This window comes from Streptomyces davaonensis JCM 4913 (genome assembly GCF_000349325.1).
GTDB classification, from domain to species: domain Bacteria; phylum Actinomycetota; class Actinomycetes; order Streptomycetales; family Streptomycetaceae; genus Streptomyces; species Streptomyces davaonensis.
The window spans coordinates 8,834,584-8,861,162 of sequence record NC_020504.1; the positions used below are offsets into that span (position 1 = coordinate 8,834,584).

Annotated in this window: 27 protein-coding genes; 13 read left to right on the forward strand and 14 right to left on the reverse strand. The window is 71.3% G+C overall.

From position 1 onward, the window contains the following. The first annotated feature begins 17 nt into the window (after window positions 1–17). Together BN159_RS39100 and BN159_RS39105 are read left to right on the forward strand one after the other, a co-directional pair. Complete coding sequence (locus BN159_RS39100) at window positions 18–659, forward strand: alpha-ketoglutarate-dependent dioxygenase AlkB family protein (protein ID WP_015662596.1); 642 nt, start codon at window positions 18–20, stop codon at window positions 657–659. 36 nt (window positions 660–695) lie between these two features. After that, window positions 696–1,940, forward strand: a complete 1,245-nt coding sequence (locus BN159_RS39105; protein WP_015662597.1) for an ROK family protein — start codon at window positions 696–698, stop codon at window positions 1,938–1,940. Here BN159_RS39105 and BN159_RS39110 read toward each other — a convergent pair. Next, on the reverse strand, window positions 1,926–2,765 hold the full coding sequence (locus BN159_RS39110; RefSeq protein ID WP_015662598.1) for a helix-turn-helix transcriptional regulator: 840 nt from the start codon (window positions 2,763–2,765) through the stop codon (window positions 1,926–1,928). The two genes, BN159_RS39105 and BN159_RS39110, sit on opposite strands and share 15 nt — an antisense overlap. Before the next feature lie 102 nt (window positions 2,766–2,867). Here BN159_RS39110 and BN159_RS39115 point away from each other — a divergent pair, with 102 nt between their 5' ends. Then, a complete protein-coding gene (locus BN159_RS39115) occupies window positions 2,868–3,575 on the forward strand; it encodes an SDR family oxidoreductase (RefSeq protein ID WP_015662599.1) in 708 nt (235 codons plus the stop codon). Here BN159_RS39115 and ilvY read toward each other — a convergent pair. Beyond that, window positions 3,542–4,432, reverse strand: a complete 891-nt coding sequence (ilvY, locus tag BN159_RS39120; RefSeq protein ID WP_015662600.1) for an HTH-type transcriptional activator IlvY — start codon at window positions 4,430–4,432, stop codon at window positions 3,542–3,544. The genes BN159_RS39115 and ilvY overlap by 34 nt on opposite strands. A gap of 83 nt (window positions 4,433–4,515) precedes the next feature. On the opposite strand from ilvY, the gene BN159_RS39125 reads away from it, so the two are divergent. Then, a complete protein-coding gene (locus BN159_RS39125) occupies window positions 4,516–6,015 on the forward strand; it encodes a ketol-acid reductoisomerase (protein ID WP_041822229.1) in 1,500 nt (499 codons plus the stop codon). On the opposite strand, the gene BN159_RS39130 is transcribed toward BN159_RS39125, so the two are convergent. After that, complete coding sequence (locus tag BN159_RS39130) at window positions 5,987–6,397, reverse strand: VOC family protein (RefSeq protein ID WP_015662602.1); 411 nt, start codon at window positions 6,395–6,397, stop codon at window positions 5,987–5,989. The genes BN159_RS39125 and BN159_RS39130 overlap by 29 nt on opposite strands. 227 nt (window positions 6,398–6,624) lie before the next feature. Further along, entirely contained in the window at window positions 6,625–6,813 is a 189-nt protein-coding gene (locus BN159_RS39135; protein ID WP_015662603.1) for a DUF1272 domain-containing protein, read from the reverse strand. A 279-nt stretch (window positions 6,814–7,092) separates the two neighbouring features. Here BN159_RS39135 and BN159_RS39140 point away from each other — a divergent pair, with 279 nt between their 5' ends. Further along, entirely contained in the window at window positions 7,093–7,581 is a 489-nt protein-coding gene (locus BN159_RS39140; protein WP_015662604.1) for a hypothetical protein, read from the forward strand. A 32-nt stretch (window positions 7,582–7,613) separates the two neighbouring features. Here BN159_RS39140 and BN159_RS39145 read toward each other — a convergent pair whose 3' ends face one another. Continuing rightward, window positions 7,614–8,387, reverse strand: a complete 774-nt coding sequence (locus BN159_RS39145; protein WP_231905675.1) for a TetR/AcrR family transcriptional regulator — start codon at window positions 8,385–8,387, stop codon at window positions 7,614–7,616. A gap of 111 nt (window positions 8,388–8,498) precedes the next feature. Here BN159_RS39145 and BN159_RS39150 point away from each other — a divergent pair, with 111 nt between their 5' ends. From BN159_RS39150 to BN159_RS39175, 6 genes are all read left to right on the forward strand, one after another. Continuing rightward, window positions 8,499–9,611, forward strand: coding sequence for an MBL fold metallo-hydrolase (locus BN159_RS39150; RefSeq protein ID WP_015662606.1), 1,113 nt, complete (start codon window positions 8,499–8,501; stop codon window positions 9,609–9,611). 21 nt (window positions 9,612–9,632) lie between these two features. Then, the gene (locus BN159_RS39155; RefSeq protein WP_015662607.1) at window positions 9,633–10,223 is read left to right on the forward strand and encodes an ester cyclase; all 591 of its coding nucleotides are present in this window, start codon (window positions 9,633–9,635) and stop codon (window positions 10,221–10,223) included. A gap of 14 nt (window positions 10,224–10,237) precedes the next feature. Beyond that, window positions 10,238–11,038, forward strand: coding sequence for an MBL fold metallo-hydrolase (locus BN159_RS39160; protein ID WP_015662608.1), 801 nt, complete (start codon window positions 10,238–10,240; stop codon window positions 11,036–11,038). Window positions 11,039–11,190: 152 nt separating this feature from the next. Then, window positions 11,191–11,472, forward strand: coding sequence for an SHOCT domain-containing protein (locus BN159_RS39165; protein ID WP_015662609.1), 282 nt, complete (start codon window positions 11,191–11,193; stop codon window positions 11,470–11,472). Further along, window positions 11,469–12,218, forward strand: a complete 750-nt coding sequence (locus tag BN159_RS39170) for an ABC transporter ATP-binding protein (protein WP_015662610.1) — start codon at window positions 11,469–11,471, stop codon at window positions 12,216–12,218. Before BN159_RS39165 ends, BN159_RS39170 begins: the two co-directional genes overlap by 4 nt. Then, window positions 12,215–14,776 carry an ABC transporter permease gene (locus BN159_RS39175; RefSeq protein ID WP_015662611.1) on the forward strand — a complete coding sequence of 854 codons (2,562 nt, stop codon included), beginning with the start codon at window positions 12,215–12,217 and terminating at the stop codon, window positions 14,774–14,776. The genes BN159_RS39170 and BN159_RS39175 overlap by 4 nt, the downstream gene beginning before the upstream one ends. A gap of 84 nt (window positions 14,777–14,860) precedes the next feature. Here the strand turns inward: BN159_RS39175 and BN159_RS39180 are convergent, their stop codons facing one another. Both BN159_RS39180 and BN159_RS39185 read right to left on the reverse strand, forming a co-directional pair. Beyond that, window positions 14,861–15,418, reverse strand: coding sequence for an ATP-binding protein (locus tag BN159_RS39180; protein ID WP_078598941.1), 558 nt, complete (start codon window positions 15,416–15,418; stop codon window positions 14,861–14,863). A gap of 195 nt (window positions 15,419–15,613) precedes the next feature. Continuing rightward, the gene (locus BN159_RS39185) at window positions 15,614–15,937 is read right to left on the reverse strand and encodes a hypothetical protein (RefSeq protein ID WP_015662613.1); all 324 of its coding nucleotides are present in this window, start codon (window positions 15,935–15,937) and stop codon (window positions 15,614–15,616) included. Between the two features lie 346 nt (window positions 15,938–16,283). Here BN159_RS39185 and cds1 point away from each other — a divergent pair, with 346 nt between their 5' ends. Further along, window positions 16,284–17,408 carry an L-cysteine desulfhydrase Cds1 gene (gene cds1 / locus BN159_RS39190; protein ID WP_041822240.1) on the forward strand — a complete coding sequence of 375 codons (1,125 nt, stop codon included), beginning with the start codon at window positions 16,284–16,286 and terminating at the stop codon, window positions 17,406–17,408. 25 nt (window positions 17,409–17,433) lie between these two features. Here the strand turns inward: cds1 and BN159_RS39195 are convergent, their stop codons facing one another. Next, entirely contained in the window at window positions 17,434–17,910 is a 477-nt protein-coding gene (locus tag BN159_RS39195) for an SRPBCC family protein (RefSeq protein WP_015662615.1), read from the reverse strand. 52 nt (window positions 17,911–17,962) lie between these two features. Next, window positions 17,963–18,793, reverse strand: a complete 831-nt coding sequence (locus BN159_RS39200; RefSeq protein ID WP_015662616.1) for a DeoR/GlpR family DNA-binding transcription regulator — start codon at window positions 18,791–18,793, stop codon at window positions 17,963–17,965. Between the two features lie 303 nt (window positions 18,794–19,096). On the opposite strand from BN159_RS39200, the gene BN159_RS39205 reads away from it, so the two are divergent. Beyond that, the gene (locus BN159_RS39205) at window positions 19,097–21,427 is read left to right on the forward strand and encodes a hypothetical protein (RefSeq protein WP_015662617.1); all 2,331 of its coding nucleotides are present in this window, start codon (window positions 19,097–19,099) and stop codon (window positions 21,425–21,427) included. On the opposite strand, the gene BN159_RS39210 is transcribed toward BN159_RS39205, so the two are convergent. The 5 genes from BN159_RS39210 to BN159_RS39230 all read right to left on the reverse strand — a co-directional run bounded on the left by BN159_RS39210 (window position 21,378) and on the right by BN159_RS39230 (window position 26,524). Beyond that, window positions 21,378–21,770, reverse strand: a complete 393-nt coding sequence (locus tag BN159_RS39210) for a VOC family protein (protein ID WP_015662618.1) — start codon at window positions 21,768–21,770, stop codon at window positions 21,378–21,380. The genes BN159_RS39205 and BN159_RS39210 overlap by 50 nt on opposite strands. A gap of 70 nt (window positions 21,771–21,840) precedes the next feature. Further along, on the reverse strand, window positions 21,841–24,282 hold the full coding sequence (locus BN159_RS39215; protein WP_015662619.1) for a right-handed parallel beta-helix repeat-containing protein: 2,442 nt from the start codon (window positions 24,280–24,282) through the stop codon (window positions 21,841–21,843). A 159-nt stretch (window positions 24,283–24,441) separates the two neighbouring features. Further along, a complete protein-coding gene (locus tag BN159_RS39220; protein ID WP_015662620.1) occupies window positions 24,442–25,050 on the reverse strand; it encodes an Rv1733c family protein in 609 nt (202 codons plus the stop codon). A gap of 174 nt (window positions 25,051–25,224) precedes the next feature. Then, a complete protein-coding gene (locus BN159_RS39225) occupies window positions 25,225–26,052 on the reverse strand; it encodes an MOSC domain-containing protein (RefSeq protein ID WP_015662621.1) in 828 nt (275 codons plus the stop codon). A gap of 43 nt (window positions 26,053–26,095) precedes the next feature. After that, window positions 26,096–26,524: a DUF6643 family protein gene (locus BN159_RS39230; protein ID WP_015662622.1), complete on the reverse strand. Its 429-nt coding sequence runs from the start codon at window positions 26,522–26,524 to the stop codon at window positions 26,096–26,098. Window positions 26,525–26,579: the final 55 nt, after the last annotated feature.

Genomic DNA, 26,579 nt, shown 5'->3' on the forward strand with positions numbered 1-26,579 from the left:
TCAGGCAGGATGGAGCCATGGATGCCGAGCTGTTCCCCAGGCCCCGCACCACCATCGCGCCCGGCGCGGTGCATGTGCCGGACTGGCTGGACGCGGACCGGCAGCGCGAGCTGCTCACGGCCTGCCGGGAGTGGGCGCGCCCGCCCGCCGGACTGCGCACGGTGCGCACCCCGGGCGGCGGCACGATGACCGCACGACAGGTCTGCCTCGGCTGGCACTGGTATCCGTACGGCTACGCCCGCACGGTCGTCGACGGCGACGGGGCCCCGGTCAAACCCCTCCCGGACTGGCTGGGGGAGCTGGCACGGCGAGCGGTCCGGGACGCGCTGGGCACCGGAACACCGCCGTACGACATCGCACTGATCAACTTCTACGACGCCGACGCCCGCATGGGCATGCACCGCGACAGCGACGAGGAGTCGGACGCGCCCGTGGTGTCGCTGAGCCTCGGCGACACCTGTGTCTTCCGGTTCGGGAACACCGAGACGCGGGCCCGTCCCTACACCGACGTGGAGCTGCGCAGCGGCGATCTCTTCGTGTTCGGGGGAGCGTCCCGGCTCGCCTACCACGGCGTCCCGCGGGTGCACCCGGGCACCGGGCCGCCCGAGTTGGGACTGGCCGGGCGGTTGAACGTCACGCTCAGAGTCAGTGGCCGGTAGGTCGTCGCACCTGCGGATCATGGGAGACTCGCCCTCATGAGCGGCAAGGCTGACCCCCGGCCGGCGGGGGAAGGGACCACCTCGAGGACGCGGCTGGACCGGGGACGCGGTGCGCTCGGGCCCGCACTGGAGCTCGTGCACACCGGTCGCGCCCCGACCCGGGCCGTGCTCACCGCGGAGCTGGGCGTGACCCGGGCCACGGCGGGCGCGGTCGCCGCCGAGCTGGAGGCACTGGGGCTGATCCGGGTCGACGCCCGGCCCGGCGCGGCGGCCGGATCGCAGGGCCGCCCCTCGCACCGGCTCGACGTCGCCGAGGACGGGCCCGTCGTCCTCGCCGCCCAGGTGCACGCCGACGGCTTCCGGGCCGCCGCTGGTCGGCCTCGGCGGCGGATCGTCGCCACCGCGCCGGGCCGCGAGACCGTCGACGCCGACCCGGCGAAGGTCCTCGGATCGGTCGTGGAGGCCGGCGCCGAGCTGCTGCGCACGACCGGCCGACGCTGTGTGGGCGCGGGGCTCGCCGTGCCCTCCGCGGTCGCCGAACCCGACGGGCTCGCCCTGAACCCCCTGCACCTGGCGTGGCCCGTGGGCGCGCCGGTGCGCCCGATCTTCGCCGAGTGCGTGCGAGCCGCGGGCATCACCGGCCCGGCGTTCGCCGCCAACGACGTCAACCTCGCCGCGCTCGCCGAGCACCGGCACGGCGCGGGCCGCGGCTCCCGGGACCTGCTGTGCGTGGCCACCGGGCACCGGGGCGTCGGCGGCGCGCTGGTGCTCGACGGGCGGCTGCACACCGGGAGTTCGGGGCTTGCCCTGGAGGTCGGCCACCTCACCGTGAACCCCGAGGGCCGCCCCTGCCACTGCGGCAGCCGCGGCTGCCTGGACGTCGAGGCCGACCCGCTGGCCCTGCTCACCACCGCGGGCCGCGACCCGGGCCCCGAGGTGTCGCTGCTCCAGCAGGCCAACGACCTGATCCGGCACCACTACGACGACCCGACCGTCCGCACGGCAGCCGAGGAACTCATCGACCGACTCGGCCTCGGACTCGCCGGTCTGGTGAACATCCTCAACCCGGACCGCATCATCCTCGGCGGACTGCACCGCACCCTCCTGGACGCCGACCCGGGACGGCTGCGCGCGGTGGTCGCCGACCGCAGCCTGTGGGGGCAGAGCGGCGGCGTGCCGATCCTGGCCTGCACCCTGGACCACAACAGCCTGGTGGGCGCCGCCGAACTGGCCTGGCAACCGGTGCTGGACGATCCGCTGGGGGCGCTAACCCACCAGTGACTGCGTGCCGAGGACCCCGAGCAGCGCGAGCCGTTCGGCGTCCTCGGTGCCCGGCTCCGCCGTATAGACCATGATCCGCAGATCGCTGCCCGTCACCGTGAGGATGTCGCAGTCCAGGGTCAGCGGCCCCACCTGGGGATGCTCGATCGTCTTGTGCCCGCCCGGCTGGGTGCCCACCGCGCCGGTGTCCCACAACTCGGCGAACAGCCCGCTGTTCGTGCGCAACTCCTCGACCAGGCGCAGCAGTCGGCGGTCCGCCGGATACCGGGCCACCGTCGTACGCAGATCGCCGACCAGCGCGGCCAGGAACTCCCGCCGCTCCTCGGGCGTCTGGCGCACTCGGCTGCCCGGACCGAGGAAGTTGCGCCACACACCGTTGCGTTCGAAGCCCCGCAGCCCGGACGGATCGCCCATCAGCGCCGCATACAGTGGGTTGGCCATCAGCAGGTCCCACATGGCGTCGTACACCCCGACGGGAACGCCGACGAGCCGGTCCAACAGCCGCTGGACACTGGGCGTGAGAAACCCGGGCACCGTCCCGGGCCCCGGCGGCACCAGACTGGCCAGCCCGAACAGATACGCCCGCTCGTCCGCCGAAAGCCGCAGCCCACGGGCGAGCGCCTCCACCACCTGCGCCGACGGATTGACCGCCCGACCCTGTTCGAGCCGGGTCACATAGTCCACGGAGATCCCCGCGAGCAGAGCCAACTCCTCACGGCGCAGCCCGGCCGCCCGCCGCTGTCCCCCGGTCGGCAGCCCGGCCGTACCGGGCGCGACCCGGTCCCGCCACCGCCGCAGCGCCCGCCCGAACTCCGTCGCCGTCATGCCCCCAGTGAACACGGTCCGCCGGACCCCTGCCTGGTACCGGCAGTCCCAGGAAGCGGGGACTGCTGGCTGTCCGCACCGCCGCGTCGCAGCCTTGACGACATGACCACCACACTCATCACCGGAGCCAACAAGGGCCTGGGCCACGAGACCGCACGCCGACTCCTCGCGGCGGGCCACACCGTCTACGTCGGCAGCCGCGACGAGGAGCGCGGACGCCGGGCCGCCGAGGAACTGGGCGCACGCTTCGTCCGGCTCGACGTCACCGACGACACGTCCGTCACCGAGGCGGCCAAGACGATCGAGTCCGAGGGCGGCCTCGACGTCCTGATCAACAACGCGGGCATCGAGGGAAGGGGCGAGAACAACAGCGTCCTCGGCCCCACGGACACCACGGCCGACGTCATGCGCACGGTGTTCGACACGAACGTCTTCGGCGTCGTCCGCGTCACCCACGCCTTCCTGCCGCTGCTCCAGCGGTCCGCCGCCCCCGTCCTGGTCAACGTCAGCAGCGGCCTGGCCTCGCTGACTCACCTGTCCCACCCGGACCTGCCGCCGCAGTTCTACCCGGGCGTGGCCTACCCGGCCTCGAAGACGGCCGTCAACATGATCACCGTGCAGTACGCGAGGGCATTCCCGCACATGCGGATCAACGCCGTCGAGCCCGGCTTCACCGCGACGGACCTCAACGGACGCACGGGCACCCAGACCGTCGAGGAGGGCGCCGAGATCATCGTCCGGATGGCCCGGGTGGGCCCGGACGGGCCGACCGGCGGCTACTTCTCGGCACAGGGCCCGCTGCCCTGGTAGGCCGCCGCCGAGGCGGTGAGGCTCCACAGCGCCGCGACCAGCGGCCGCCGCAGATCCGCCCGCCGGACGCACAGCCCGATCGGGAAGTCCTCGGGCGGCGGATCCGCGGGAAGCACGGCCAGCCGGTCGCGCACCGCGCTGTGCTCCAGCACGAATCGGGGGACGACGCCCGTGCCGCAGCCCAGCGCGACCAGCGTCAGCAGTCCCTCGTGGCCGTCCGGCTCGCAGGCCAGGTCGGGCGCCGCGCCCCGGGCCCGGAACCAGCGGTCGGCGGCCTCTCGGACCAGGCCCCGGTGAGGGAGGACGAAGGGCCCGTCGAGACCGGCATCCGGGCGGTCCCGCGCCGTGACGAAGACCAGCTCGGTCACCGCGACCGTCCGCCCCACCAGCGCCTCCGGCAGCCGCGCCGGGATCCCCGCGACGGCCACGTCGACCTCCCCCTCGTCCAGCCGGGCGAGCGCCGCCGCCGCGTCCCCGGTGCGCAGATCCAGCCGTACCTGAGGATGCGCGGCCCGGAACGGTGCCAACAGGTCAGGCAGCAGGGCCTGGCAGGCCGTCACGGTGGCGAACAGCGCCAGGCGGCCGGTGAGTTCGGCCGGGTCGGGATGCTCCTCGCGGTAGGCGCGCCACAACTCCAGTGCCTGGACGGCGTATTCGCGGAAGCGGTGCCCCTCGGCCGTGAGCGAGACCCCGCGAGGGCCCCGGTCGAGGAGACGGTGCCCGAGATCGGCCTCAAGGCGCTGCACGGTCCGCGTCAGCGTGGCGGGACTGACATGGCAGTCGAGGCTCGTCCGCCCGAAGTTCAGCGACTGCGCGAGATGGAGAAAGAGCCGCAGCTCCCGATGGTCGTCCCGCATGACCAGCACCTTTCACTTCCCGCAACAGTGCGGTGCAGGACTTGCGCTTGCCGCAACTCCTCGGCGGACCCTACAACTCGACCATGACCTCGACCACGTACACCTCCCGCGTCTTCCCCCTCGAAACCATGGAGGTCCCCGGCGGCACGGAGACCGTGCTGCGCGGCGGCCGCCACCTCTTCCCGCTGTTGCCGCAGGCCTTCGCGGGTATCCGCCGGATCGGCGTGCTCGGCTGGGGCCCCCAGGGCCGCGCCCAGGCCCGCAACCTGCGCGACTCCCTCGCGGGCACCGGCATCCGGGTGGCCGTCGGACTGCGCCCCGGCTCCCGCTCCGCCGCCGACGCCCGCGCCCACGGCTTCACCGAGGACGACGACACCCTCGGCGACTGGCTCACCGTCGCCGCCGACAGCGACCTCGTCGTCCTGCTCATCGCCGACGTCGCGCTCGCCGCCCACCACCAGGAGATCTTCGCGGCCCTGAAGCCCGGCGCCGTCATCGGCCTGTCCCACGGCTTCCTGCTCGGCCATCTGCGCGCCAACGGCGGCGACTTCCCGGCCGGACACCCGGTGATCGCGGTCTGCCCCAAGGGCATGGGCGACTCGGTGCGCCGCCTGTACGAGCAGGGCGCCGAGGTCAACGGCGCCGGGGTCAACAGCAGTTTCGCCGTGCACGCCGACCCCGACGGCCGGGCTGTCGACCTCGCGCTCGGCTGGTCGGTGGCGCTCGGCTCGCCGTACACCTTCCGCACCACCCTGCACAGCGAGTACCTCTCCGACATCGTCGGCGAACGCGCGATCCTGCTCGGCGCGGTGCACGGCATCGTCGAGAGCCTGTTCACCCGGTACCGGCTGGCGGGGGACGACCCGGTGACGGCGTACGAGAAGTCGTGCGAGAACGTCACCGGCCCGATCGCCCGCACCATCTCCCGCGCCGGTCTGCGCGCGGTGCGCGACGCCCTCGACCCGACCGGACGGGACGTCTTCGACCGCGCGTACTCGGCGACGTACCCGCCGGCCCGCGACCTCGTCGCCGAGATCTACGACGAGGTCGCCGACGGCACCGAGCTGCGCAGCGTCGTGCTGGCCGAACGGCGCCTCGGCGCCCGGCCGATGAGCGAGATCGGCGGAGCGCCCATGTGGTCGGTCGGCGCCGAGGTGCGCGCCCGCCGCGCCGAACACACCGTGTCGGTCGAGCCGTTCACCGCCGGGGTGTTCGTCGCCACCATGACGGCCCAGATCGACGAGTTCGCCGAGCGCGGCCACCCCTGGTCGGAGATCGTCAACGAGTCGGTCATCGAGGCGGTCGACTCACTGCTGCCGTACATGCACGCCCGGGACGTCGCCCACATGGTCGACAACTGCTCCCGCACGGCCCGGCTGGGCGCCCGCCGCTGGGGCCCGCGCTTCCAGGCCGCCTTCGAGCAGATCGCCTACCCTGCCGCCCAAGCCCGCGCCGACAAGGCTCTGTTGACCACCTTCGACACCCACCCCGTACACGCAGCCCTTGCCGCGGCGGCGAAGCTCAGGCCCGCCGTGGACATCGCCGTGGAGCCCGCTACGGGCGGGCGTACGGCCGGGTCATGATCTCCATGTTGTGCCCGTCCGGGTCGTCGAAGTAGGCGCCACGACCGCCGAACAGACGGTTGATCCGCCCGGGTTCGGTGTGGTTCGGATCGGCGTAGTAGGTGACCCCGACGGTCTCCAGGCGGCCAATCATGGCGTCGAACTGCTCCTCGGGAACGAGGAAGGCGTAGTGCTGCGACTGAATCGGCTCGTCCGTCTTCTCGTAGTAGTCGAGCGTCACGCCGTTGCCGAGGTCGACGGGCAGGAACGGCCCGAACGGCGCACCGACCTCCAGCCCCAGAATCGCCGCGATGAACTCGGCGGACAGACTCCGGTCCCTGGCGAGGACGGCGGTGTGGTCGAGCTGAACGGCGTTGGCCGAAGGCTGCTGGTCATAGGACATGGGTGAGGTGTCTCCGGTCTTGGTATCCGCTGAAAACGGGAAGCTGAAAGAAGTGCGCCCCGTACGGGCGCGGGCAGCAAAGACACGGAGAAATGGGCGGGCCCCTGACCCGCCTCGGCCTCACGCCGAGGCCGGGAACCCAACTCGTGCATGGCTCAAGGCCGACCCGGCAGTCACGCAGCCGATGTTACACAGGGGCGGGCAGGCGGCCCGCCCATTTTCCCTCCCTAACGCGCGGCGGCGACCCGACGGGGCCTCGGAACCAACTCGCCACCGCAGTTGGGGCACACACCGGCCATGCCCTCACCGCACGGCACGCAGAAGGTGCACTCGTAGGAGCAGATGAGGGCGGGACCGTCGGCGGGCAGGACGGCCGTCTCGCACCGCTCGCAGCAGTCACGCATTTCCAGGGCCATGATCGAGCGCCTCTCCTCAAGTGATCGTCTGTCATGTCCCATCCTCCGCAAGCCGGGCGTGGCCGAAAGGGATCGGCGGGACAAGGATCAACACGATCGGGCCAGGCCCATGGCGCTCACCAACTCGGGTCGGTCGCCTCTTTCGTGACCGCAGAGTGGTAGCCATCGTCCTCGGTACTGGTGGGCTCGCCTGTTCAGCTGTCGCCAGGTCCTCGCGGGGCCCGTCCTGCCCGTTGGGGGTCTGGTGGCAGCCGTGCTTCCGATGGAACATTCGGATGCATGGGGAAGAGCGAAAGCCGTCAGCCGTGGCCCACCTTCGTTGCCTTCGTCCATACCGCCGACGGCGATGTCGTCGAGGCGTCCCTGACGCCTCGAAAGGGTTGGAAGTACACCAAGGTTCGGCTGACGACGAACCTGTCCGCGCTCAGAACTATTCTCGACCGCCTGAAGTCCGGAGAAGGCATACGCGTGACGGTTCCTGATCCGCCCACACCTCCCCGTCACATCGTGATCACGCGGAGCGCCAACCGGGGCGCCCTTGTGGCCGGGTCGCAGAGGGGTAAGGGCAGGCAAACGCTGATCGAGCTGGTGACGTCCGCGGTGGAGATGCACCAAGAGACGAAGGCTGGCCGAGAGGCTGAAGAGGTCGCGAAGCGTCGCGAGGAGGACCAGTTGCAGGCGGCGCACAGACGGCACGACGAACGGACCCCCTCGGTCAGTCTGCGTACGGTTTCCGGCGGCCTGCCGACCTTGGGACGCCGCAGGTGACGGGGCCGATCAGGCGGGGTTGGTCGCGGTATTCATGTTGTCCCTGCTGCTGATCCAGGGATCTTGGTGATCTTCGTCGGGCTTTGGCCTTTTTGAGCAGGACGATCTTCACGCACACCCGTCGATGCCTGCGATGCCCTGATCCTTTCCAGCACAAGAGCTGTGGCGGCTTGGACGGTGTACTCGTACTCCGCATCGCGGTCGAACCGTGCGAGACGCGGGGCGGATTCGATCACGTGGGGGAGACCGGAGTCTTCCAGTGTGTTCTGCCGCGTGGCGATGCCGGCCTTGTCCGAGATGCCGAAGGTGGGGCCCGCCTGAACCTCTCGGAGCAGGGTGCCGATCAGCGAGGCCACGAGAAAGCGCATCAGCTGTACGGACTCCTCGACCGGGCATCCTGCTGATCTCAGTACGCCCAGTAGCGCTTCGACCGGTGCGAGCCCTTCGAAGGATGCGAGCTGGCGGGTCAGCACCAGGGGTGCGGCTTCGGGGTGGAGAAGCGCGCGCTCGCGGAAGGCGTCGGCGATCGCGGGCAGGTCGATGCGCAGGTCGCCGGTCGCCGGCGGGATGGACACCCCGCCGAGCAGATGCTCGGCGACGGCGTCGAGGAGCCCGTCCTTGCCGTCGACGTGGTTGTAGAGGCTCTTGGCGTCGACGCCGAGGACGCGCGCGACGGAGCGCATGCTGACCGCGGTGACCCCGTCGGTGTCGATGACCTTGAGGGTGGCGTCGACGATCGCGGCCCTGGAGAGCTGCGAGGTGCCCTTGGGGGGCCTACCGCGCCGGGCTCCGGCGTTGGCGTCCACTGATCGAGTCATGCGGGTCATTCTGCCGGAGCCGATTGATTAAATCCACGCCGTGGATATAGTGGCCCGGCGGATACCCACGCCGTGGGTAAATCTGTGTGAGGAGTGACGATGCACTTCCCCTGGACCACTGCCGAGGTGACGGATCTGCCCACAGTCGGCACGGCGGTCGATGCGGTGACCGACCTCTCCCGCTCCGAGGAGCCGCCCGGAGCGCGGCTGCGGATCGCCCGGCGCCAGGCTGCGGCGTTCCGCGGCGAGTTCGCGTCGACCGGAACGCCGGACAGCGTCGTGACGTGCGACCTGGTGACGTTGCCTTATCCGACGAGGTTCGGGTTGTTCCGAGCCTCGAAAGCGCTGGCGCCGTTCCTGTCGATCACGAACCGGATGCAGGTCATCCGCTGGACCGAGTCCGGCGGTCGCAAGCGGGTGCTGCTGTTCGAGCCGAGCGACCACGAACTGGGGCGGTACACGCCGTACTTCGACACGCTCGCCCAGCGCACACCGGGATTTCTGGAGCGGCAGTTCGTGACCGAGCACGGCACGGTGCTCGGTCATCTGGCCCGGCTGGGAATCGAGCCGGCGGAGGTGGACTACCTGTTGTTCGACCACCTCCACACCCAGGACCTGTGGCGCTGGGTGGGGACCACCGCCTTCCAGGACGATCTCGGGCAGACGCCCGAGGCGGCGTTCCCTCACGCGAAGGTGATCGTGCAGCGCGACGAACTGGCCGCGCTGGCCGACCTTCACCCGTTGCAGAAGCCCTGGTACCAGCCGGGTGCCTACGCGGATGTCCCGGCTGAGGCGTTCCTGCCGGTGAACGGATCGGTGGTGCTGGGCCCTGGCGTGGCGGTGCTGAGGACCCCCGGGCATGTGTTCGGAAACCAGTCCCTGGTCGTCAACACCGACACCGGGATCTGGGTGTCCAGCGAGAACGTGATCGCCACGGAGGCGCTGGTCCCGGAGCACTCCAGGCTCCCGGGCCTGGCGAGGTGGGCCCGCGCGTGGCAACAGGAGGTCGTGCTGAATGCGAACACGATCGAGACGACGGCTGATCAGTACAACTCGATCGTCCTGGAGAAGGCCCTGGCCGACCGCAGCCAGGCGGATCCGCGGTTCTTGCAGTTCTTCCCGTCCAGCGAGCTGACCGGCGCCTGGACCAATCCCGGCACGAGACCGACTTTCGCTCACGACGCGATCCGCCACGGCACCCAGCCCGCCTGAGACATGAGACAGGAGCCAGACATGTCCGCCATACCCGCCGACCCGTCACTTCCCGACCGGTTCACGTTGCCCGCTGAGACCGTCCTGCGGGCCCGGGAGCGGCTCGTGCTCGACCACTTCCGTGACGAGGTCCGCCAGGACTGGGACGCCACGCTCTCGACGTTCCCCCACCCGCACTACGAGCTGATCGCGCAGATGCTGGTGCACGACGGTGACTCCGAGGTCCGCGGCTACTACCAGGACACCCGGGTCGCGTTCCCCGACCAGGACCACGAGCTGATCGCCTTCAGACACAGTGCCGACGCGGTGATCGTGGAGTTCTGGCTCCTGGGTACCCACAACGGCTTCCTCGGCAAGATCCCGCCGACCGGATCGAAGCACCGCACCCGGATGACGGCGTACTTCATCTTCGACGAGAACGAGAACCTGGTCACCGAGCGCATCTACTTCGACCGACTCACCGTCCTCAAGCAGCTGATAGCGGGCCTCGACAAGCGCAAGCCCACCGGACTGCTCAAGCTCTTCCGTGTCCTCAGAGGCGCGCTCGCCGCAGCCGGGTCGAAGCCCGATCCGCGTCTGTCGAACACCACCCCGCCGAACCTCAACAACTAAGAACCGAGACCTCCATGAAGGTCCACCACCTCAACTGCGGCACCATGCGCCCCTGGCGGGCACCCGACGGACTGGTCTGCCACGTCCTGCTCGTCGAGACCGACAACGGCCTCGTACTCATCGACAGCGGAATCGGACTCAAGGACGTCGCCGATCCGGCAGGACGCTTCGGGGCAGCACGCTTCTACGTCCGCCCCGCCTTCGACATCACCGAGGCAGCGATTCGCCAAGTGACCGCGCTCGGCCACGACCCCCGAGAAGTCCGCCACATCGTCCTCACCCACTTCGACGCCGACCACACCGGCGGACTCGCCGACTTCCCTTGGGCCCAGGTCCACCTCACCACCACCGAGACGCAGGCCGCGCTGCACCCCGAGGGGGTGGTCGAGCGAGGCCGCTACCTCGCATCCCACCGCGCCCACGACCCCCTGATCGTCCCGCACACCCTCGACGGCGGCGAGCCGTGGCGGGGGTTCCCCCACACGAAGGAACTCACCGACATCGCCGCCGGGATCGTCATGATCAGCTTGCCCGGCCACTCCCGGGGCCACGCCGCCATCGCTGTCGACGCAGGCACCCATTGGGTTCTCCACGTCGGTGACTGCTTCTATCACCACGGACAGATCGACGGCACCGGCCGTGCCCCCAAGTCCCTGACCACGATGGAGCGAGTCGTCGCCGCCGACTGGTCCAAAGTCAGAGGCAACCACCGTCGCCTGACCCAGCTCTGCGCCGAGAACCCACCCGACCTGCTGCTCGTCAACGCCCACGACCCCACGCTGCTGCACCGAGCCCAGAACAGAACCACACCGTAGGAGCAGCCACCGTCGCCCCACGTACTCCCCAGGAGGTACACGCACTGCCGCTGCCCGTACGACGACCGGGACCCGCCCCCCGAGCGACTGTCGAAGCATCACCGGAATTCCCGGTGAACCGATCGACCGATCGACTCGGGAGATGAGTCACGATGCAGACCCTGGCGCACTTCGCGGACGGCGGGCCCGGCCCGTGGATCCTGTTCTTCCCGCTCATCTGGGCGGCCGTGGTGATCGGCGGCGTCACGCTCCTGCGCCGCACCGTCTGGCGCGGCCGCGGCGGTCCGCGCAGGCCCGCCACCGACGATCACTCACCCATCACCGTGCTCGGCCACCGCTTCGCCTCCGGCGAGATCGACGAGGACGAGTACTGGCGCCGCCTGTCCGTCCTGGACGAGCAGTTCGGCCGCGCCGGCAAGGGCGGTGCGGCATGACCGCCACGACTCTCACCCGGACGGCCGCCCGCGTCGTGGACGCCGTGAAGGTGTACGGCAGCGGCGGCACGGCCGTCCGGGCCCTGGACGGAGTGAGCGTCGACTTCCCGGCCGGACGCTTCACCGCGATCATGGGCCCCTCGGGCTCCGGCAAGTCCACCCTGATGCACTGCGCCGCCGGCCTCGACACCCTCACCTCGGGCGCCGCCCACATCGGCGACACCGAGCTGGGCGCCCTCGACGACCGGCGGCTGACCCTTCTGCGCCGCGACCGCGTCGGCTTCGTGTTCCAGGCGTTCAACCTGGTGCCGACGCTCACCGTCGCGGAGAACATCACCCTGCCCCTGGACCTCGCGGGCCACCGGGGCGACCCGGAGTGGATCGACGCGCTCATCGACGTCGTCGGCCTGCGCGACCGGCTCCACCACCGTCCCGCCGAACTCTCCGGCGGCCAGCAGCAACGGGTAGCCGTGGCCCGGGCCTTCGCCGGGCAGCCGGACGTCGTCTTCGCCGACGAACCGACCGGCAACCTCGACTCCCGCTCCGGCGAGGAGGTCCTCGGCCTGCTCGGCCGCGCGGCGCGCGACACCGAGCGCACGGTCGTCATGGTCACCCACGACCCGGTGGCCGCCGCCCACGCCGACGAGGTCGTCTTCCTCGCCGACGGCCGCCTGGTCGACCGTATGTCCGCGCCGACCGCCGACAAGGTCCTGGACCGCATGAAAGCCTTCGAGGTGCGCTCATGAACGCCTCCGTCCGCCTCAGCGCGTCGTCCTTGCGTGCCCACAAGCGCCGCTTCACGGGCACGTTCGTCGCGGTCTTCCTCGGCGTGGCCTTCCTCGCCGGAACCCTCGTCATGGGCGACACCCTGCGCGCCAACTTCGACACCATGTTCGGCAACGCGACCAGCGGCACCGACGCCGTCGTACGCAGCGCCGACGCCATCACCACACCGGGCGAGAGCGAGGGCGTACGGGAACCGGTCGCCACCGCCCTGGCCGAGACCATCGAGGAGATCCCCGGCGTCGCCGCCGCCGAACCCAACATCGAGGGCGCCGGCCAACTCGTCGGCCGCGACGGCGACCCCATCGGCGGCCAGGGCCCGCCCACCCTCGCCGGCAACTGGATCACCGACCCGGAGCTCAACTCCTACCAACTGGCCGAGGGCCGCGCCCCGCAGAAGTCCGGCGAGGTCGTCGTCAACCGGGGCACCGCCGAACGCGGCGACCTGAAGCTCGGTGACCGGACCACCCTGCGCACCCCGGACCCGGTCGAGGTCACGATCGTCGGCCTGGCGACCTTCGGCGGCGAGAACGGCATGGCCCAGGTGACCTACACCGGCATGACCCGCGCCGACGCCGAGAAGTACCTCACCGCCCGCCCCGGCGAGGCGGCGACGATCCTGGTACGGGCAGGACCGGGCGTGAGCCAGCAGGAACTGGTGGACCGCCTGACCCCCACCCTCCCCCAGGGAGTCGAGGCCATCACGGGCCAGGAGTCGGCCGACGAGAACACCGAGATGATCTCCGGCCAGTTCCTGACCCTCTTCACCACCTTCCTCCTGGTCTTCTCCGGCGTAGCCCTCCTCGTGGCGACCTTCTCCATCCACAACACCTTCGCCATAGTCGTAGCCCAACGCACCCGCGAGAACGCCCTGTTGAGAGCCCTCGGCGCCTCCCGCCGCCAGGTGACGACCGCCACCCTCATCGAGGCGACGGCCGTGGCCGTCACCGCGTCCCTGGCGGGCCTGGCGGGCGGCATCGGCATCGCGGCCGGACTCCAAGCCCTTTTCCCGGCGATCGGATTCCCTTTCCCCGAGGGCGAGTTGGTGATCAGCGCCATCTCGATGACACTGCCGCTCACCGTCGGCGTGGCCGTCTGCCTGGGCTCCGCACTCCTGCCCGCGGTCCGCGCGGGCCGCACCGCCCCCTTGGCCGCACTGCGCGAGACGGCGGTCGACACCTCCGCAGCTTCCCGCGCCCGAGCGATCACCGGCCTGGCCCTCGCGGCCGGGGCGACAGCCGCCACCCTGACCGGAGTCCTCGTGACCCCGAACATCTGGCTGGCAGGCACGGGCGCGGCCCTGTCCCTCGCCGCGTTCATAGTCCTGGGCCCCGTTGCCTCCACCACAGCCATCCGCGTCCTCGGCAGTCCGCTCGCCCGCCTGCGCGGAGTCACCGGCGGCCTGGCCCGCCGCAACGCCCTGCGCACCCCGAAGCGAACGGCGGCCACCGCGAGCGCGCTGATGATCGGCGTGGCCGTGGTGTCCCTCTTCACCGTGTTCGGAGCCTCGCTCAAGGCCACCATGGACCAGACCGTCTCCCGCTCCTTCGCGGGCGACGTCGCCGTGAGCGCGCCCTCCTTCGGCGCGGGCGGCAGCGGCCTGAGTCCCCGCCTCGCCGACGCGGTCCAGCAACTGCCCGAGGTCGACACAGCGGTAGGACTGGGCAGGGGCGTCGCCGAGGTCGACGGCAAGGGACGAGCACTGACCGTAACCGACCCCGCAGCCCTGCAACGCACCTTCGACCTGGGCGAAATCCGCGGCTCACTGCGCGCCCTGGGCACCGACGGCATAGCGATCACCGAGAACGAGGCGGAGAAGCAGCACCTCACCACCGGCGACAAGGCCGACCTGACCTTCACCGACGGACAGACGGAGACCTTCACGGTCCGAGCGGTGTACGACCAGTCCGAACTGGCCGGCGACTACGTCATCACCCGAGCCGCCTGGGCCCCGCACCGCACCCAGGACGCGGACACCCTGGTAGCGGTGACCTTCGCGAACGGAGTGAGCGCGGACGACGGCAAGGCAGCCGTGGAGAAGGCAGCCGCGGCCTACGGCAACCCGGAAGTCCAGACCCGCGACGAATACGCCCAGTCGGCAGCGGGCGCGATCGACATGATGCTGACCCTGGTCTACGCGCTGCTGGCCCTGGCAGTCCTGATCGCCCTGCTGGGCATAGCCAACACCCTCACCCTGGCAACCCACGAACGCACCCGCGAACTCGGCCTGCTCCGGGCCGTCGGCCAGACCCGCGCCCAACTCCGGGCGATGGTCCGCTGGGAGTCGATCCTGGTGGCGGCTTTCGGCACGACAGGCGGCCTGGCCCTGGGGGCGTTCCTGGGCTGGGTCCTGGTGGAGGCCTCGGACGGAGCGAGCGACAGCGCCTTCGCTTTCGCCGTACCCCCGCTCCAACTGCTCCTGGTGGCCTTGGTAGGCGTCACAGCGGGAGCCCTGGCAGGCCTACGCCCGGCAACTCGCGCAGCACGGCTGAACGTACTGCGAGCAATAGCCACCGAGTAGAGGCCAAGAGGCCAACCAACAGAGCTGCAACCCCGGCCACCGACCCAGAGTTACTGCCGACGCGTTAGAACTCTCACCGCCCGATCAGCCGACAACGGCCGACCGGGCGGGAGCATGCTCGGGCCGACGCAGGTCGACACGCGGCCCGACATCCGTGATCGGCCCGATGTCCGCGAACCGATGGGTGGGCTTGTCCACCACCGCTCGCCGAGGCGGACGCCCCGCCCCGCGCGCCGCCGTCGGCGTAGGCAGCGAGAACCACACGACCTTCCCCGACTCCCCGTCCGGCCGTACGCCCCAGCTCTCGCTGACCGCGGCGACCATCGCCAGGCCCCGGCCGCCCGTGGCGAGGGGTGCGACGTCCTCGATGTCCTCCACGACCGGCAGACGCGGGTCGTGGTCGCGCACGGAGACGGTGAGCCGGTCGAGCAGCAGCTCGATCTCCACGGTGCACGTCTTGTCGGGCTGTGCGTGCTGGTGGACGTTGGTCAACAACTCCGTCACACCGAGCGCCGCCCGGTCTATCAAGGGATCAAGATGCCAGTAGCGCAACTGCGCAGATACGATTCTGCGGACCTGGCCGATCCGCGACGGCAGGGCTTGGAGCTCCACCGTGCAGTGCCTGCTTGGGTGACTGATCACGGCTGCGACTCCCCGACTTGAGGTCCGGAAGAACACGGGATTCGGATCGATCCAGCAGGGAGTCCGCGTACAACGGCCGCCTGCTGACATGACCGGCGGCTGGTTCGCAGCGTTATCGCCGGTAAACCCTGAGTGACGTGAGACCAGAGTGACGCAGGGGGTGCGGTACCGCAACTCGCCGTACCCGAGAGCCTCTCAGCCCTTGCGCCCCGCCGCCTTCCGAACCGCCTCGATGAACCGCCGTGCCGCGGGCGGGCCGGGCTCACCCGGCGCCGGGTCGTGGTCGCCCAGTGTCAGCAGGTACCGCTTGCCGTTGAGGTCCGCGAGCGCCCGGTCCTCCGGGGCGAACCAGGGCCGGGACGCGCGGACCGCCTGCACCGGCGCGCTGTCGATCTCGGTGCCGTAGCTGGTGAGCAACTCAAGCCGGCCGTCGTTGATACGGACCTGTCCGGCCCGGGTGAGCGAGCGCAGCCGCTTCCCGATCCGCACGCCCATGGCCGTGAACTCCGGCTCCGCCATGCCGCTCCGCCCCCTTGTGCGTGTCGGTCTGCCGGACCGTAGGGCCTGCGTGGGCGAGGTCCGGCTCGTGTCGTGATCCAGTGTGCGCCTTCGGTGCAGTCTGCCCGCACCCGGCGTCGAGCACCAGTGCGTACGTCGAGGTGGCCGCCCAGGCCGGAGCACTCGTCCGAATGCGCCCCCACCTCGTCCCTCACCCCGCCTCCCGCCTCGCCCCGACCCTGTCCCCAGGGTGGCCTTTGGGGCGCTCAAAGATGTGTTTATGCAGGTGAGAAGCGTGCGGAAGGTGTCTATGATCGGGGCGTCGGCCGCGCCGGACACCCTCGGCGCGCAGCGTAAGGAGCCCGCCGTGAGCACCCCCCACCTGACCCGGACCGGCGAAACCCTCGATGTCGACCACACCGACGTCGCGTATCGGAGCTGGCTGAAAGAAGCCGTCCGTAAAGTGCAGGCCGACGCGAACCGTTCGGCCGACACGCATCTGCTGCGCTTCCCGCTGCCGGAGAAGTGGGGCATCGACCTGTACCTGAAGGACGAGTCGACGCATCCGACCGGCAGCCTCAAGCACCGCCTGGCCCGCTCGCTCTTCCTCTACGGCCTGTGCAATGGCTGGATCCGGCCGGGCCGCCCGGTGATCGAGGCGTCCAGCGGTTCGACGGCGGTCTCCGAGGCGTACTTCGCGAAGCTGATCGGCGTGCCCTTCATCGCCGTCATGCCCCGCGCGACGAGCGCCGAGAAGTGCCGACTGATCGAGTTCCATGGCGGGCGGTCCCACTTCGTGGACGACTCGCGCACCATGTACGAGGAGTCCGCACGTCTCGCGGTGGAGACCGGCGGCCACTACATGGACCAGTTCACGTACGCGGAACGGGCCACGGACTGGCGCGGCAACAACAACATCGCTGAATCCATCTTCCGTCAGCTGGAGTTGGAGCGTTATCCGGAGCCCGCGTGGATCGTCGCCACGGCCGGCACCGGAGGCACCTCCGCGACCATCGCGCGGTACGTCCACTACACGCAGCACGACACCCGGATCTGTGTCGCCGATCCGGAGAACTCCTGTTTCTTCGAGGGCTGGACCACCGGCGATCCGGACGTCACCTGCGACTGCGGCTCGCGTATCGAGGGCATCGGGCGGCCCCGGATGGAACCGAGCTTCGTGCCCGGCGCGATCGACCGCATGATGAAGGTGCCGGACGCGGCGAGTGTCGCTGCCGTGCGGGCGCTGGAGAAGGCCATCGGCCGCAAGGCGGGCGGCTCCACCGGCACCGGCCTGTGGAGCTCGCTGAAGATCGTCGCCGAGATGGTGGCCGAGGGCCGCCAGGGCAGTGTGGTCACCCTGCTGTGCGACCCGGGCGACCGCTACCTGGACAAGTACTACTCCGACGCCTGGCTCGCCGAACAGGGCCTGGACATCCAGCCGTACACGGAGGCCATCGAGTCGCTGCTGAAGACGGGCGTCTGGCCGTCCTGAGCCGGCACCCCGCAACCGGCCTCGCTCAGCGCGCCGCCAGCCGCCGGTCCAAGGCGGTGACCGCGTCCCGGAAGGACCGCCCGAGCCCGGGCCGTGCCGCCTTCAGCAGCATCCGGAAGGGCGCCGGGCCGTCCGCCGCGAACGTCCACCGGACGAGCGTGCCCGTCCCGGCCGGGGCCAGCCGCCACTCCTCGACCAGGGCCCGCACGCCGGGCACGTTGGTCGCGTCCACGCGGTAGGCGTACACCTCGGGCCGCTCCGACACGACGACGCTCTCCTCGAAGCGGACGCCGCCGCGCAGGTGGATCCGGCGTCCCGGCCGAGGCTCCTCGACCGGCTCGGCGCGCGTCACCGCGGCGAACCACTGGGTCCAGCCGGGCACATCCTCGGCGAGGGCGTGGAAGACGGCGTCGGGCGCGGCGGAGAGCTCGCGTGCGAAGACCAGTCGTACCGGAGCGGTCTCGACGAAGTCGAGCCCTTCGTGCCGCAGTCGGCGGAGCATGGTCGCAACCTCCTTGGCAAGGGCCGGAAGCGCCACCCTAGTTGACGTCGCGTCAGCTGTCTGCGGCGTCCTCGGGCTCGCCCGCGACGACCAGCCGCCGCAGTTGCTCCGACACCTGCGCACGGGCCTCGGCCGGGAGCCCGCGGTCCGTCACCAGCGTGTCGACCTGGTGCAGCGCCGCGAACGAACTCAGCCCCACCACACCCCACTTGGTGTGGTCGGCGATCACCACGACCCGGCGCGCCGACTGCACCAGCCGACGGTTGGTCTCCGCCTCGGCGAGGTTCGGCGTGGACAGGCCGGCCTCCAGCGATATCCCGTGCACGCCGAGGAAGAGGACGTCGAAGTGGAGTGCCGCGATGGCCTGGTCGGCGACCGGTCCGACGAGCGAGTCGGACGGGGTGCGCACCCCGCCGGTCAGCACGACCGTGGCCGCGCCCTGCCGGGGGCCGGAGGTGCGCTGCGCGACATGGAAGACATCGGCCACCCGCACCGAGTTGGTGACGACGGTCAGATCGGCCACGTCCACCAGTTGATGCGCCAGCGCGTACGTCGTCGTACCGCCCGACAGCGCGATGGCCGCGCCCGGCGCCACCAACTGCGCCGCGGCCCGCGCGATGTCCTCCTTGGCCGTCAGTTCCAGGCCCGACTTGGCCTCGAAACCGGGCTCATGGGTGCTCGCCTCGACCACCGGGACGGCGCCGCCGTGCACCTTCTCCAGCACGCCCTGCCGGGCCAGCGCGTCGAGATCACGGCGCACGGTCATGTCCGACACGCCGAGCTTGCGGGTGAGCTCGTTGACCCGGACCCCGCCGCGCCGCCGGACCTCGTCCAGGATCAGGGCGCGTCGCTGCTCCGCGAGGAGGTTCTGATTCTCACTCACGTACGCTCCGGTTCCTTTCGCCTCAAGCCGTCTGCCAAGCCGTCCCGCCCGCCCCGCACACCCGCTCCGACAAGGAAATTCTCCTGGTTCGGGTGCGCGGACGTCCCATCCTCGCACGCCGTGCCACGGCACGCGCCACCGACCGGCACGACGCGCGCATGTCACCCTCGCATCATCCGTCCCCCGTAAGTCACCCGGATCGGGGAGATTCCGTGACGAGGGGTGTGAGCCGCCCGTTCAGCGGCGATCCTGGTGCCCGCACGGACACAAGCCGACGGCTCGTCACGGGGGAAGTGCGAAACAGTGGAGCGCGCGCCAGAACGTGCCACGGCCGCCGAGCGGCGGCCCGGGGAAGCGGACATCGCCCTGGAACTCCTGGTCCACGGCGTGGGCGGAACGACGCCCGAGGACATGCTCGGCGATCCCCGCACCGAGCGGATCACCGGTGACGACACCGCGGCGGTCTTCCGGCGCACGGACGATGTCGACGCCGAGTCCCGCCCGGACGACTACCGCGACCGGCCGGTCCCGGAGGCGTACGTCTGGTGCAACCTCACCTCCGGCAACGGCGCCCGCGCGCTGTGGCTGTTGCTGCTGCCGTTCATGGTGGTCAACCTCGCCCACTGGATGCGCCCCAGTGCCCGCGGCCGGGTCCGCGCGGTCCGCCTGTACGGCCTGCTCGTCCGGCTCGCCGGACTCTCCCTGACGGTCCTGCTCGTCGCCGCCGCGTGCGAGGTCGCCCTCGACCTCACCGCCTGGCAGTGCGCGGGCACGCGCGTGTGCGCCGAGCGGCACTCCTGGCTGGGCTTTCTGTCGCCCGAGGTGTCGGACAACGGCTGGTGGAGCCCGCCCGGCCGCCGCCTCGCCCTCGCCGCCCTGGTGCCCCTCGCCCTCACCGGACTGCTCTGGTACCTCTCCCACCGTACGTGGAGCGCGTACGAGTCCCAGGAGCCCCGCGTCCACGGGCGGCGGCTCGACGAGGAGACCGACCGCACCGCCCTCGGCCGCCCCGGCTTCTGGTACGGCCGCCGTCTGGTCGCCCGGCTGCGCGCCGCGCACACCGCGGCGGGCCTGCTGACGGTCGCTGCCGCGGTGGGCCTGCCCGCGGCCCGCTTCGACCACCGCTCCGGCGGCCCCACCGTCCTCGACGCGCTCGGCCGCCTCCTGGAAGCGTCCCTCCTGGCCGCGACGGCCGAGGTGATCTGGGTGGTCTGCCGCCGGGGCCGCAGCGAGAACCGTATCGACCAGCACCTCGACGACCATCTGGTACGCCGTCTGCCGCTCGGCTGTCTCGTCCTGCTGGCCCTCACCCTCGGCTACGCCGCCTGGGCGCGCCCGGAGTGGGTGTCGAGCGGCCGGCTCCCCGGCGACGCCACCTTCGGCGCCCTCGCCTTCGTCCAGGGTCTGCTCGTCATCGTCCTCGGCGTGATCGCCCACACCCTGCACCGCACCCACCCCGACCGACGGGCCGCGATGCGGGGCCTCGGCGGGCCCGCCGTCGCGATGCTGGCCTGCGCCCTCGGCGGAGTGATGTCGGGCGGTGTCGCGCAGCGCGTCGCCGACTGGCTCGACGGCACCCACGTGGTGATCCCCGGCCCGCCGGTCCTGCTCACCTGGCAGGCGTCCGTGATCCCGCCCCTGCTGCTGCTCGTCCTCCTGCTGTGCGGCGGCCTCGGCCGGCGGACCTGGCGCCTGGCGCGTGCCGAACGGGCCGCCGTGGAGCGCGACTACCGGGGCGAGCCGCAGGACAGCACGCGCAGCCGCCGTATCGCCCGCACCCGTGCGATGGCCACCCTCACCGACCGGGGACCGCTGCTCGTCGCGGTCGTCTCCACCACGACCTTGTTCCTCGGGGCGGGAGCGCTGGTGGGTGCACTGGTCACCGACAAGACACCGGCCGCGGCCACCGAACCGGCGCACGCCTTCGTCCAGGGCGCCGCCGAGACCGCGCAGGCCCTGGGCTCCTGGCTGATCGGCCTCGGCTTCATACTGTTCGTCACCTGGGGCCGACGCGCCTACAAGGACGCCTCCGCCCGCCGCACCATCGGCATCCTCTGGGACGTCGGCACCTTCTGGCCACGCGCCGCCCATCCCTTCGCCCCGCCCTGCTACGCCGAGCGCGCGGTGCCCGACCTGACCTGGCGGATGGCCACCTGGACCGAGACCACCGGCGGACGGCTCGTCCTGTCCGGCCACTCCCAGGGCAGCGTCCTCGCCGCGGCCGCCGCCTGGCAGCTGAAGCCGTCCGTCCGCAAACGCGTCGCCCTGCTGACCTACGGCTCCCCACTGGAGCGCCTCTACGGCCGATGGTTCCCGGCCCACTTCGGCCCGGCCGCGCTCAGCGCCCTGCACCACGAGGTGGACTGCTGGCGCAATCTGCACCGGCCCACCGACCCCATCGGCGGCCCGGTGCTGCTCCCCGGCGAGTGCGGCCCCGAAGTGGACCGCGACGCCCTGAAGGACCCCCTGGCCTACGGGCGCACCGAAGCGCACCCCCTGCCCGCGCCGATCCTCGGCCACTCCGACTACCAGGCGGACCCCGCCTTCGCCGAGGAACGCGAACGCCTCCTGGCCCGGCTGCGCGCTACATCGATCCCGACAGCACGGACAGAACGTTCCCCGCGGGATCCTTGAACCAGGCGATGTCAGGCCCCTGCATCTGGTCCTGACCGGCGCCGCGGGCGATGTTCTTCTCGTCCTGCCCGAAACCCTCGTACTTCTCGAACGTCACTCCGCGTGCTACCAGCTCGGTGACGGCCTTGTCGATGTCGTCCACGGGGAAGTTGAGGATCGTGAACGAGGCCGGTGTGTGGTTGTCCTTCGGGTACACGAACACGTCGGTGTCCCCGCCGAGGTGCAGGGTCAGCATGCCGTGCGCCTCGGACACCCGGATGCCGAGGGTGGTGCCGTAGAACTCCTTGGCCCTGCCGATGTCGTCCACCGAGAAGCCGCTGAATGCCTTGCTCTCTCCCAGCATGACCGTCGCCTTTCCGCGTGCGCGCTCTGCGTCACGTCGTCACGGCAGCCATGCTCCCCGGCTCACGCGGTCACGGCGACTCGGGCAGGTCCTCCGCGTAGAGCAGGGTCAGATCGTCGGTGCTGGGCTCCTCCAGCTGGGCGACCCGGCTCGCGTGCCGCTCCACCATCGCCTCGAACGTCTGCCGCGCGGTGCGGCCGTTGCCGAACGCGGGTCCCTTGGGGAGCGCCGTGAAGTACTTCAGCAGCGCCTCGGCGGCGCCAGACGCGAGCCGGTACTCGTGCTCCTCGGCCTGCTGTTCCACGATCCGGAGCAGTTCCTCGGGGTTGTAGTCGCAGAAGGTGATGGTCCGCGAGAAGCGGGAGGCCACCCCGGGGTTGACGGAGAGGAACCGCTCCATCTCCGCCGTATAGCCCGCGACGATCACGACGACCGCGTCCCGGTGGTCCTCCATCAGCTTCACCAGGGTGTCGATGGCTTCCTTGCCGAAGTCCCGGCCGGAGTCCTCCGGTGAGAGGGCGTACGCCTCGTCGATGAACAGCACGCCGCCGCGCGCCTTGTCGAAGGCCTCCTGGGTGCGGATCGCGGTGGAGCCGATGTGCTCGCCGACCAGGTCGACCCGGGACACCTCGACGAGGTGGCCCTTCTCCAGGACGCCGAGCGAGGCGAGGATCTCGCCGTAGAGCCGGGCGACCGTGGTCTTGCCGGTGCCGGGGGAGCCGGTGAAGACCAGGTGCCGCTTGACGGAGGCGGCCTTGAGACCGGCCTGCTGGCGGCGCCGGCCGACCTCGATCATGTCGGTGAGCGCCCGCACCTCGCGCTTGACGCTGTCCAGGCCCACCAGCGCGTCCAGTTCACCGAGGACGGCCTTGGAGGTGCGCGCCGGCTGCTCGGGCGCAGAGGGCGTGATCAGCGGTTCCTGTTCGGTGGTGCGCTGACCGGGGATCGCGCCGAGCAGGCCCGGCGACTGACTCGTCGTCTGTACGGCCGTCTCACGGGGCGCCGTGGGCTGTCGCAGCCCCGCGCTCTCGTCGCTGGTGCAGTCCTCCACGACGGGGCCGGTGCCGGAGCCCGCGTCGGGACCGCCGTCGGCGAACTCGTAACCGCCGCGCGCACACCGCTCCGTGCGGCACTTCTTGAGCGTCGTACGGCAGCCGTCGATCACATGGAAGCCGTACCCGGCGCTGCCGGTGACCCGGCAGTTGAGGAAGGAGCCGCGGCCTCCCGCCGACACGTAGAAGCCCGCTTCCGCGGGGGAGTCGACCGTGCACCGTTCGATGGTGGGGTCGGCGCCCTTGGTGACGATCACTCCCGTCTGCACGCCGTCCAGCGTGCAGTTGGCGAGGGTGCCGCCGCTGCCGTGGTCGCGGAACCAGGCGCCGGTCGCCGCGTCCCGGATGCGGCAGTCGTCGAGTTGGGCGGTGGCGCCGTCGCTGACCGACACGGCCGTGTTGCGGACCTGGGTGAGATCGCTGTCGACGACATCCGCGCGGGAGCCCCGGTCGAGGACGAACAGGGCGTCCGGCACGTCGTGCACCCGGCAGGCGTCCAGTACGGCGGTGGCGCCGTCGCTGACCCAGACGGCCGGGTAGTCGCCCGTCGAGTCGAAGATCTCGCACTGGTTGGCGTCCACGCGCGTGCCGGGGTCCCACACCGACAGGCCGTTGCGCCCGAACTGGCGCACGCTGGTGCGGGTCAGCGTCAGCACGGAACGGGAGCGCAGGTCGACCGCGTTCTCCGGGATGTCGTGGATACGGCAGTCGGCGAGGGTGAGGACCGCGTCGGTGTCGAGTGTGACGCCGTCCGCGGTGGTGCGGTGCACATCGCAGTCGGTGAGGTGGGCGGTGGCGCGGCCGGTGATCTGCACGCCGCTGCCCCGGACCTCGTAGATCTCGCAACCGACCGCTTCCAGCGCGGAGTTCTCCCCGGTCGCGGAGAGCCCCGAGCCGGAGGTGTGGTGCACCCTGCAGCGCTCGAGACGGGGGTGGGCCCCGCCGCGCACGGCGACCCCGGACTGTCCGGCCGAGACGACCTCGCACTCCTCGAAGACCCCGCCCCCGCCGTCCACCACGGCGATGCCGATGCCCGCGGGGTTGTCGACGGTGCAGCGCCGCACGGCCGGCCGTGCGCCGCCTCGCACCTCTATCCCGGCTGCGGAGCGCGTGACGACCCGCAGGTCCACCAGCTCCGGTTCGCCCTCCTCGACGAGTACGGCGGGCGCGGCCCCGTCCTGGCCCTCCACATGCAGGTCCTGGATGACCGCGGAGGCCCGTACGGTCAGCGGCACACCGTCCACGGGAGCGATCCGCACCGAGCCGGGGGAGCCCTCGGGGCCGCGCAGGGTCACAGGCCGCTGGACGACGAGGTTCTCCCGGTAGGTGCCGGGCGCGACGGTGAGGACGTCACCGTCGGCGGCGGCCTGAAGCGCTGCGGCGAGCGAAGCGTACTCACCCGTGCGGCGCCGCCACCGCGAAGTGCCCGTGTGCGTCACCTGGACCGTGCCCTGTGCCATGGCGTTGTTGTGCCCCCACCTCGGTCGTACTGATGGCTCGTCGCCTCCGGGGCGCTCCGGTCACCCAGGAGGCCGGCTCGCTCGGGTCCTCGCCGAAGAGTCGGCGCGATCCACCGTAGCGTGTGCGCAGGTCCCTGGTTGACCAGAGGCGGAAGGCGGTCAGCTGCCGGTCCCGGTCCGGCCCCAGTCCGGTCCGGCCCGGTCCCATGCCTGGTCCCAACGGGCGTACCGGCGACGGACCATGCGCCAGACGATCAGTCTTCTGGCCGATTCGATCATGCCGATCGACAGCAGGGCAGCGCCGAATCCGGCCAGCACGGCATGGGTGGTGGCGGTCGTGGAGTCCAGTGGGCGGGCGGCGACGCGGCCCTGACGGTCCGTCCAGATCGTGAAGTGGTCCCCGGGTCGGGGGTCCTCGATCCGTGCGGTGACCGGGCCGTGGCGCGGGGTGCCGTCCGGGGCGGTCCAGTCGGCCAGCACGCGGGTGCGGACCTCGCGGCCGGTGGCGGCGGTCTCCGGGTCGGAGTTGAGCGGGGAGTCGCCGAGGGCCTCGGTCACGGTCGCGGTCACGAGGTGGCGGGAGGCGCGCTGTTCGCGGACGGACTCCTGGAGCGCGCTCTGCGCGAAGGCGCCGACTGCCGCTCCCGTCACGGGGGCCAGGACGAGGATGAGCAGCAGGGCGGAGAACGCCACCCATGCTTCGGCCAGATCGGTCGCCCGGCGCAGCGGGTTGTGCCGCCAGCGCCAGAGCCCGCTGATCGCTCGCACCCTCCCGCACCCCCTTCCCGCTCCGTGATAACCCCCCGCGGAGCCGCTCACGCGCGATCCCGGTCGAGAGAGAGCGAAATCACCAATGCCGGAGCCTCTCATGAACCGCTCGCGAAAGACTCAACGCACGGACCGGCGCCCCGGGTTCCCACCCGACCGGCAGGGCTTACGGGCTTACCCCAGGACCCTCACCGGATCGCCGACCCGGATCGTGCCGCCGGTCAGCGGCACCAGGTTCTGCCCGAAGACGAGTCTGCCGTCGATGCGCCGGTGTCGGCCGAGGGAGAGCAGGGGCTCCTTGCCCCGCCCGGCGGTGCCCTGGTCGGTGGTGGTCACCACGCACCGCCCGCACATCCTGGCGACCCGGAAGGTGACTTCGCCGATGGCCAGGCGCGACCAGCCGTCCTCGGCCCAGGCGTCGGTGCCGTCGACGACGGCATTCGGCCGGAAGCGGTTCATCGGCAGCGGGCCCTCGTCCGCGTGATCGCCCGCGGCGATCAGCGAGTTGAGGGCGTCCAGCGAGGCGGTCGAGGTGAGCAGCAGCGGGTAGCCGTCGGCGAAGCTGACGGTCTCACCGGGGAGCGCGAACTCCGGGTCGACGGGCCGGCGGGTGGCCGGGTCGTCCAGGTGCACCAGCCGCACCGGGGCGCCGAGATAGGCGCTGCACCAGGCGTGCACGGCGGCGTCCTCGGCGGGGACGGCCTCGACCTTGTCGCGGAACAGCTCCACCGGGACGGTCGCGACCGGCTTCGGCACCGGGACGGTCACCGGCTTCATTCCGGGTGCGGACAGCCGAAGGCCGCCGCCGGGCGGAAGCTCGGCGGCGGCCAGGGCAAGGCGAGGTTGCCGGCGTTGCGTGACGACCTTTCCCCCGTCGTCGATCAGCATCCAGCGACGATCACCGGCCAGCCCCCAGGGCTCCACGACGGCTTCCCGGGGCGCGAGGCCCCGGAACGCCTTGACCGGATGAACGTGTATCGAGCGCAGCTGAGCATTCCCCATGCGGTCATCGTGCCAGTCGGCACGGTGCGGCCGGGGGAACGGCTCAGTAGCCGCGGTACTGCTGGTTGTTGTACGGGTCCTGGTAGGACGGGGCCGCGGGCCGGGGCGCCGCGGGACGCATCGCCTCGTAGCCCATGGGCGCCGCGGGGCGCGGCTGCTGGGGCTGCGGACCGGGGTAACCGCGAGGCGCTGCCGCCTGCTGCGGGATGTACGCCGCCGGGGCCTGTTGCAGCGGTGCGGGCTGCTGCGCCTGCGGGTAGCCGTAGGAGGGCTGGGAAGGTCCGGCGGGGAGGGCCGGGAGCGCCGACGGCAGCGCGGGCAGGTTGCTGCCCGGGGTGTCGTAGGCCGCGGGGACCCGGATCGGGGCGATCTGCGGGGTGCCCCGCTCGGCCACGAGCGAGTCGTAGATCGGGGTGTCCGGGAAGGAGGCGGAGTAGTAGCCGCCGCCATAGGTGGAGCGGGGGGAGGTCATGGCACATAAGTTAAGCCCACGATGTGCTGGTTGGGGAGACCGATAAGAGGGTTGT

What these genes read in the sequence shown, in the direction of transcription:
- BN159_RS39195 (WP_015662615.1), bottom strand. Translation starts at nt 17,910, where the DNA reads ATGCTCCGCCGACTGCGGCACGAAGGGCTCGACTTCGTCGAGACCGCT.
- BN159_RS39100 (WP_015662596.1), top strand. Translation starts at nt 18, where the DNA reads ATGGATGCCGAGCTGTTCCCCAGGCCCCGCACCACCATCGCGCCCGGC.
- BN159_RS39225 (WP_015662621.1), bottom strand. Translation starts at nt 26,052, where the DNA reads ATGGGGAATGCTCAGCTGCGCTCGATACACGTTCATCCGGTCAAGGCG.
- BN159_RS39175 (WP_015662611.1), top strand. Translation starts at nt 12,215, where the DNA reads ATGAACGCCTCCGTCCGCCTCAGCGCGTCGTCCTTGCGTGCCCACAAG.
- ilvY (WP_015662600.1), bottom strand. Translation starts at nt 4,432, where the DNA reads ATGCGGGACGACCATCGGGAGCTGCGGCTCTTTCTCCATCTCGCGCAG.
- BN159_RS39150 (WP_015662606.1), top strand. Translation starts at nt 8,499, where the DNA reads ATGCACTTCCCCTGGACCACTGCCGAGGTGACGGATCTGCCCACAGTC.
- BN159_RS39115 (WP_015662599.1), top strand. Translation starts at nt 2,868, where the DNA reads ATGACCACCACACTCATCACCGGAGCCAACAAGGGCCTGGGCCACGAG.
- BN159_RS39185 (WP_015662613.1), bottom strand. Translation starts at nt 15,937, where the DNA reads ATGGCGGAGCCGGAGTTCACGGCCATGGGCGTGCGGATCGGGAAGCGG.
- BN159_RS39155 (WP_015662607.1), top strand. Translation starts at nt 9,633, where the DNA reads ATGTCCGCCATACCCGCCGACCCGTCACTTCCCGACCGGTTCACGTTG.
- BN159_RS39170 (WP_015662610.1), top strand. Translation starts at nt 11,469, where the DNA reads ATGACCGCCACGACTCTCACCCGGACGGCCGCCCGCGTCGTGGACGCC.
- BN159_RS39165 (WP_015662609.1), top strand. Translation starts at nt 11,191, where the DNA reads ATGCAGACCCTGGCGCACTTCGCGGACGGCGGGCCCGGCCCGTGGATC.
- BN159_RS39110 (WP_015662598.1), bottom strand. Translation starts at nt 2,765, where the DNA reads ATGACGGCGACGGAGTTCGGGCGGGCGCTGCGGCGGTGGCGGGACCGG.
- BN159_RS39140 (WP_015662604.1), top strand. Translation starts at nt 7,093, where the DNA reads ATGGGGAAGAGCGAAAGCCGTCAGCCGTGGCCCACCTTCGTTGCCTTC.
- BN159_RS39135 (WP_015662603.1), bottom strand. Translation starts at nt 6,813, where the DNA reads ATGGCCCTGGAAATGCGTGACTGCTGCGAGCGGTGCGAGACGGCCGTC.
- BN159_RS39130 (WP_015662602.1), bottom strand. Translation starts at nt 6,397, where the DNA reads ATGTCCTATGACCAGCAGCCTTCGGCCAACGCCGTTCAGCTCGACCAC.
- BN159_RS39125 (WP_041822229.1), top strand. Translation starts at nt 4,516, where the DNA reads ATGACCTCGACCACGTACACCTCCCGCGTCTTCCCCCTCGAAACCATG.
- BN159_RS39215 (WP_015662619.1), bottom strand. Translation starts at nt 24,282, where the DNA reads ATGGCACAGGGCACGGTCCAGGTGACGCACACGGGCACTTCGCGGTGG.
- BN159_RS39210 (WP_015662618.1), bottom strand. Translation starts at nt 21,770, where the DNA reads ATGCTGGGAGAGAGCAAGGCATTCAGCGGCTTCTCGGTGGACGACATC.
- BN159_RS39105 (WP_015662597.1), top strand. Translation starts at nt 696, where the DNA reads ATGAGCGGCAAGGCTGACCCCCGGCCGGCGGGGGAAGGGACCACCTCG.
- BN159_RS39160 (WP_015662608.1), top strand. Translation starts at nt 10,238, where the DNA reads ATGAAGGTCCACCACCTCAACTGCGGCACCATGCGCCCCTGGCGGGCA.
- BN159_RS39230 (WP_015662622.1), bottom strand. Translation starts at nt 26,524, where the DNA reads ATGACCTCCCCCCGCTCCACCTATGGCGGCGGCTACTACTCCGCCTCC.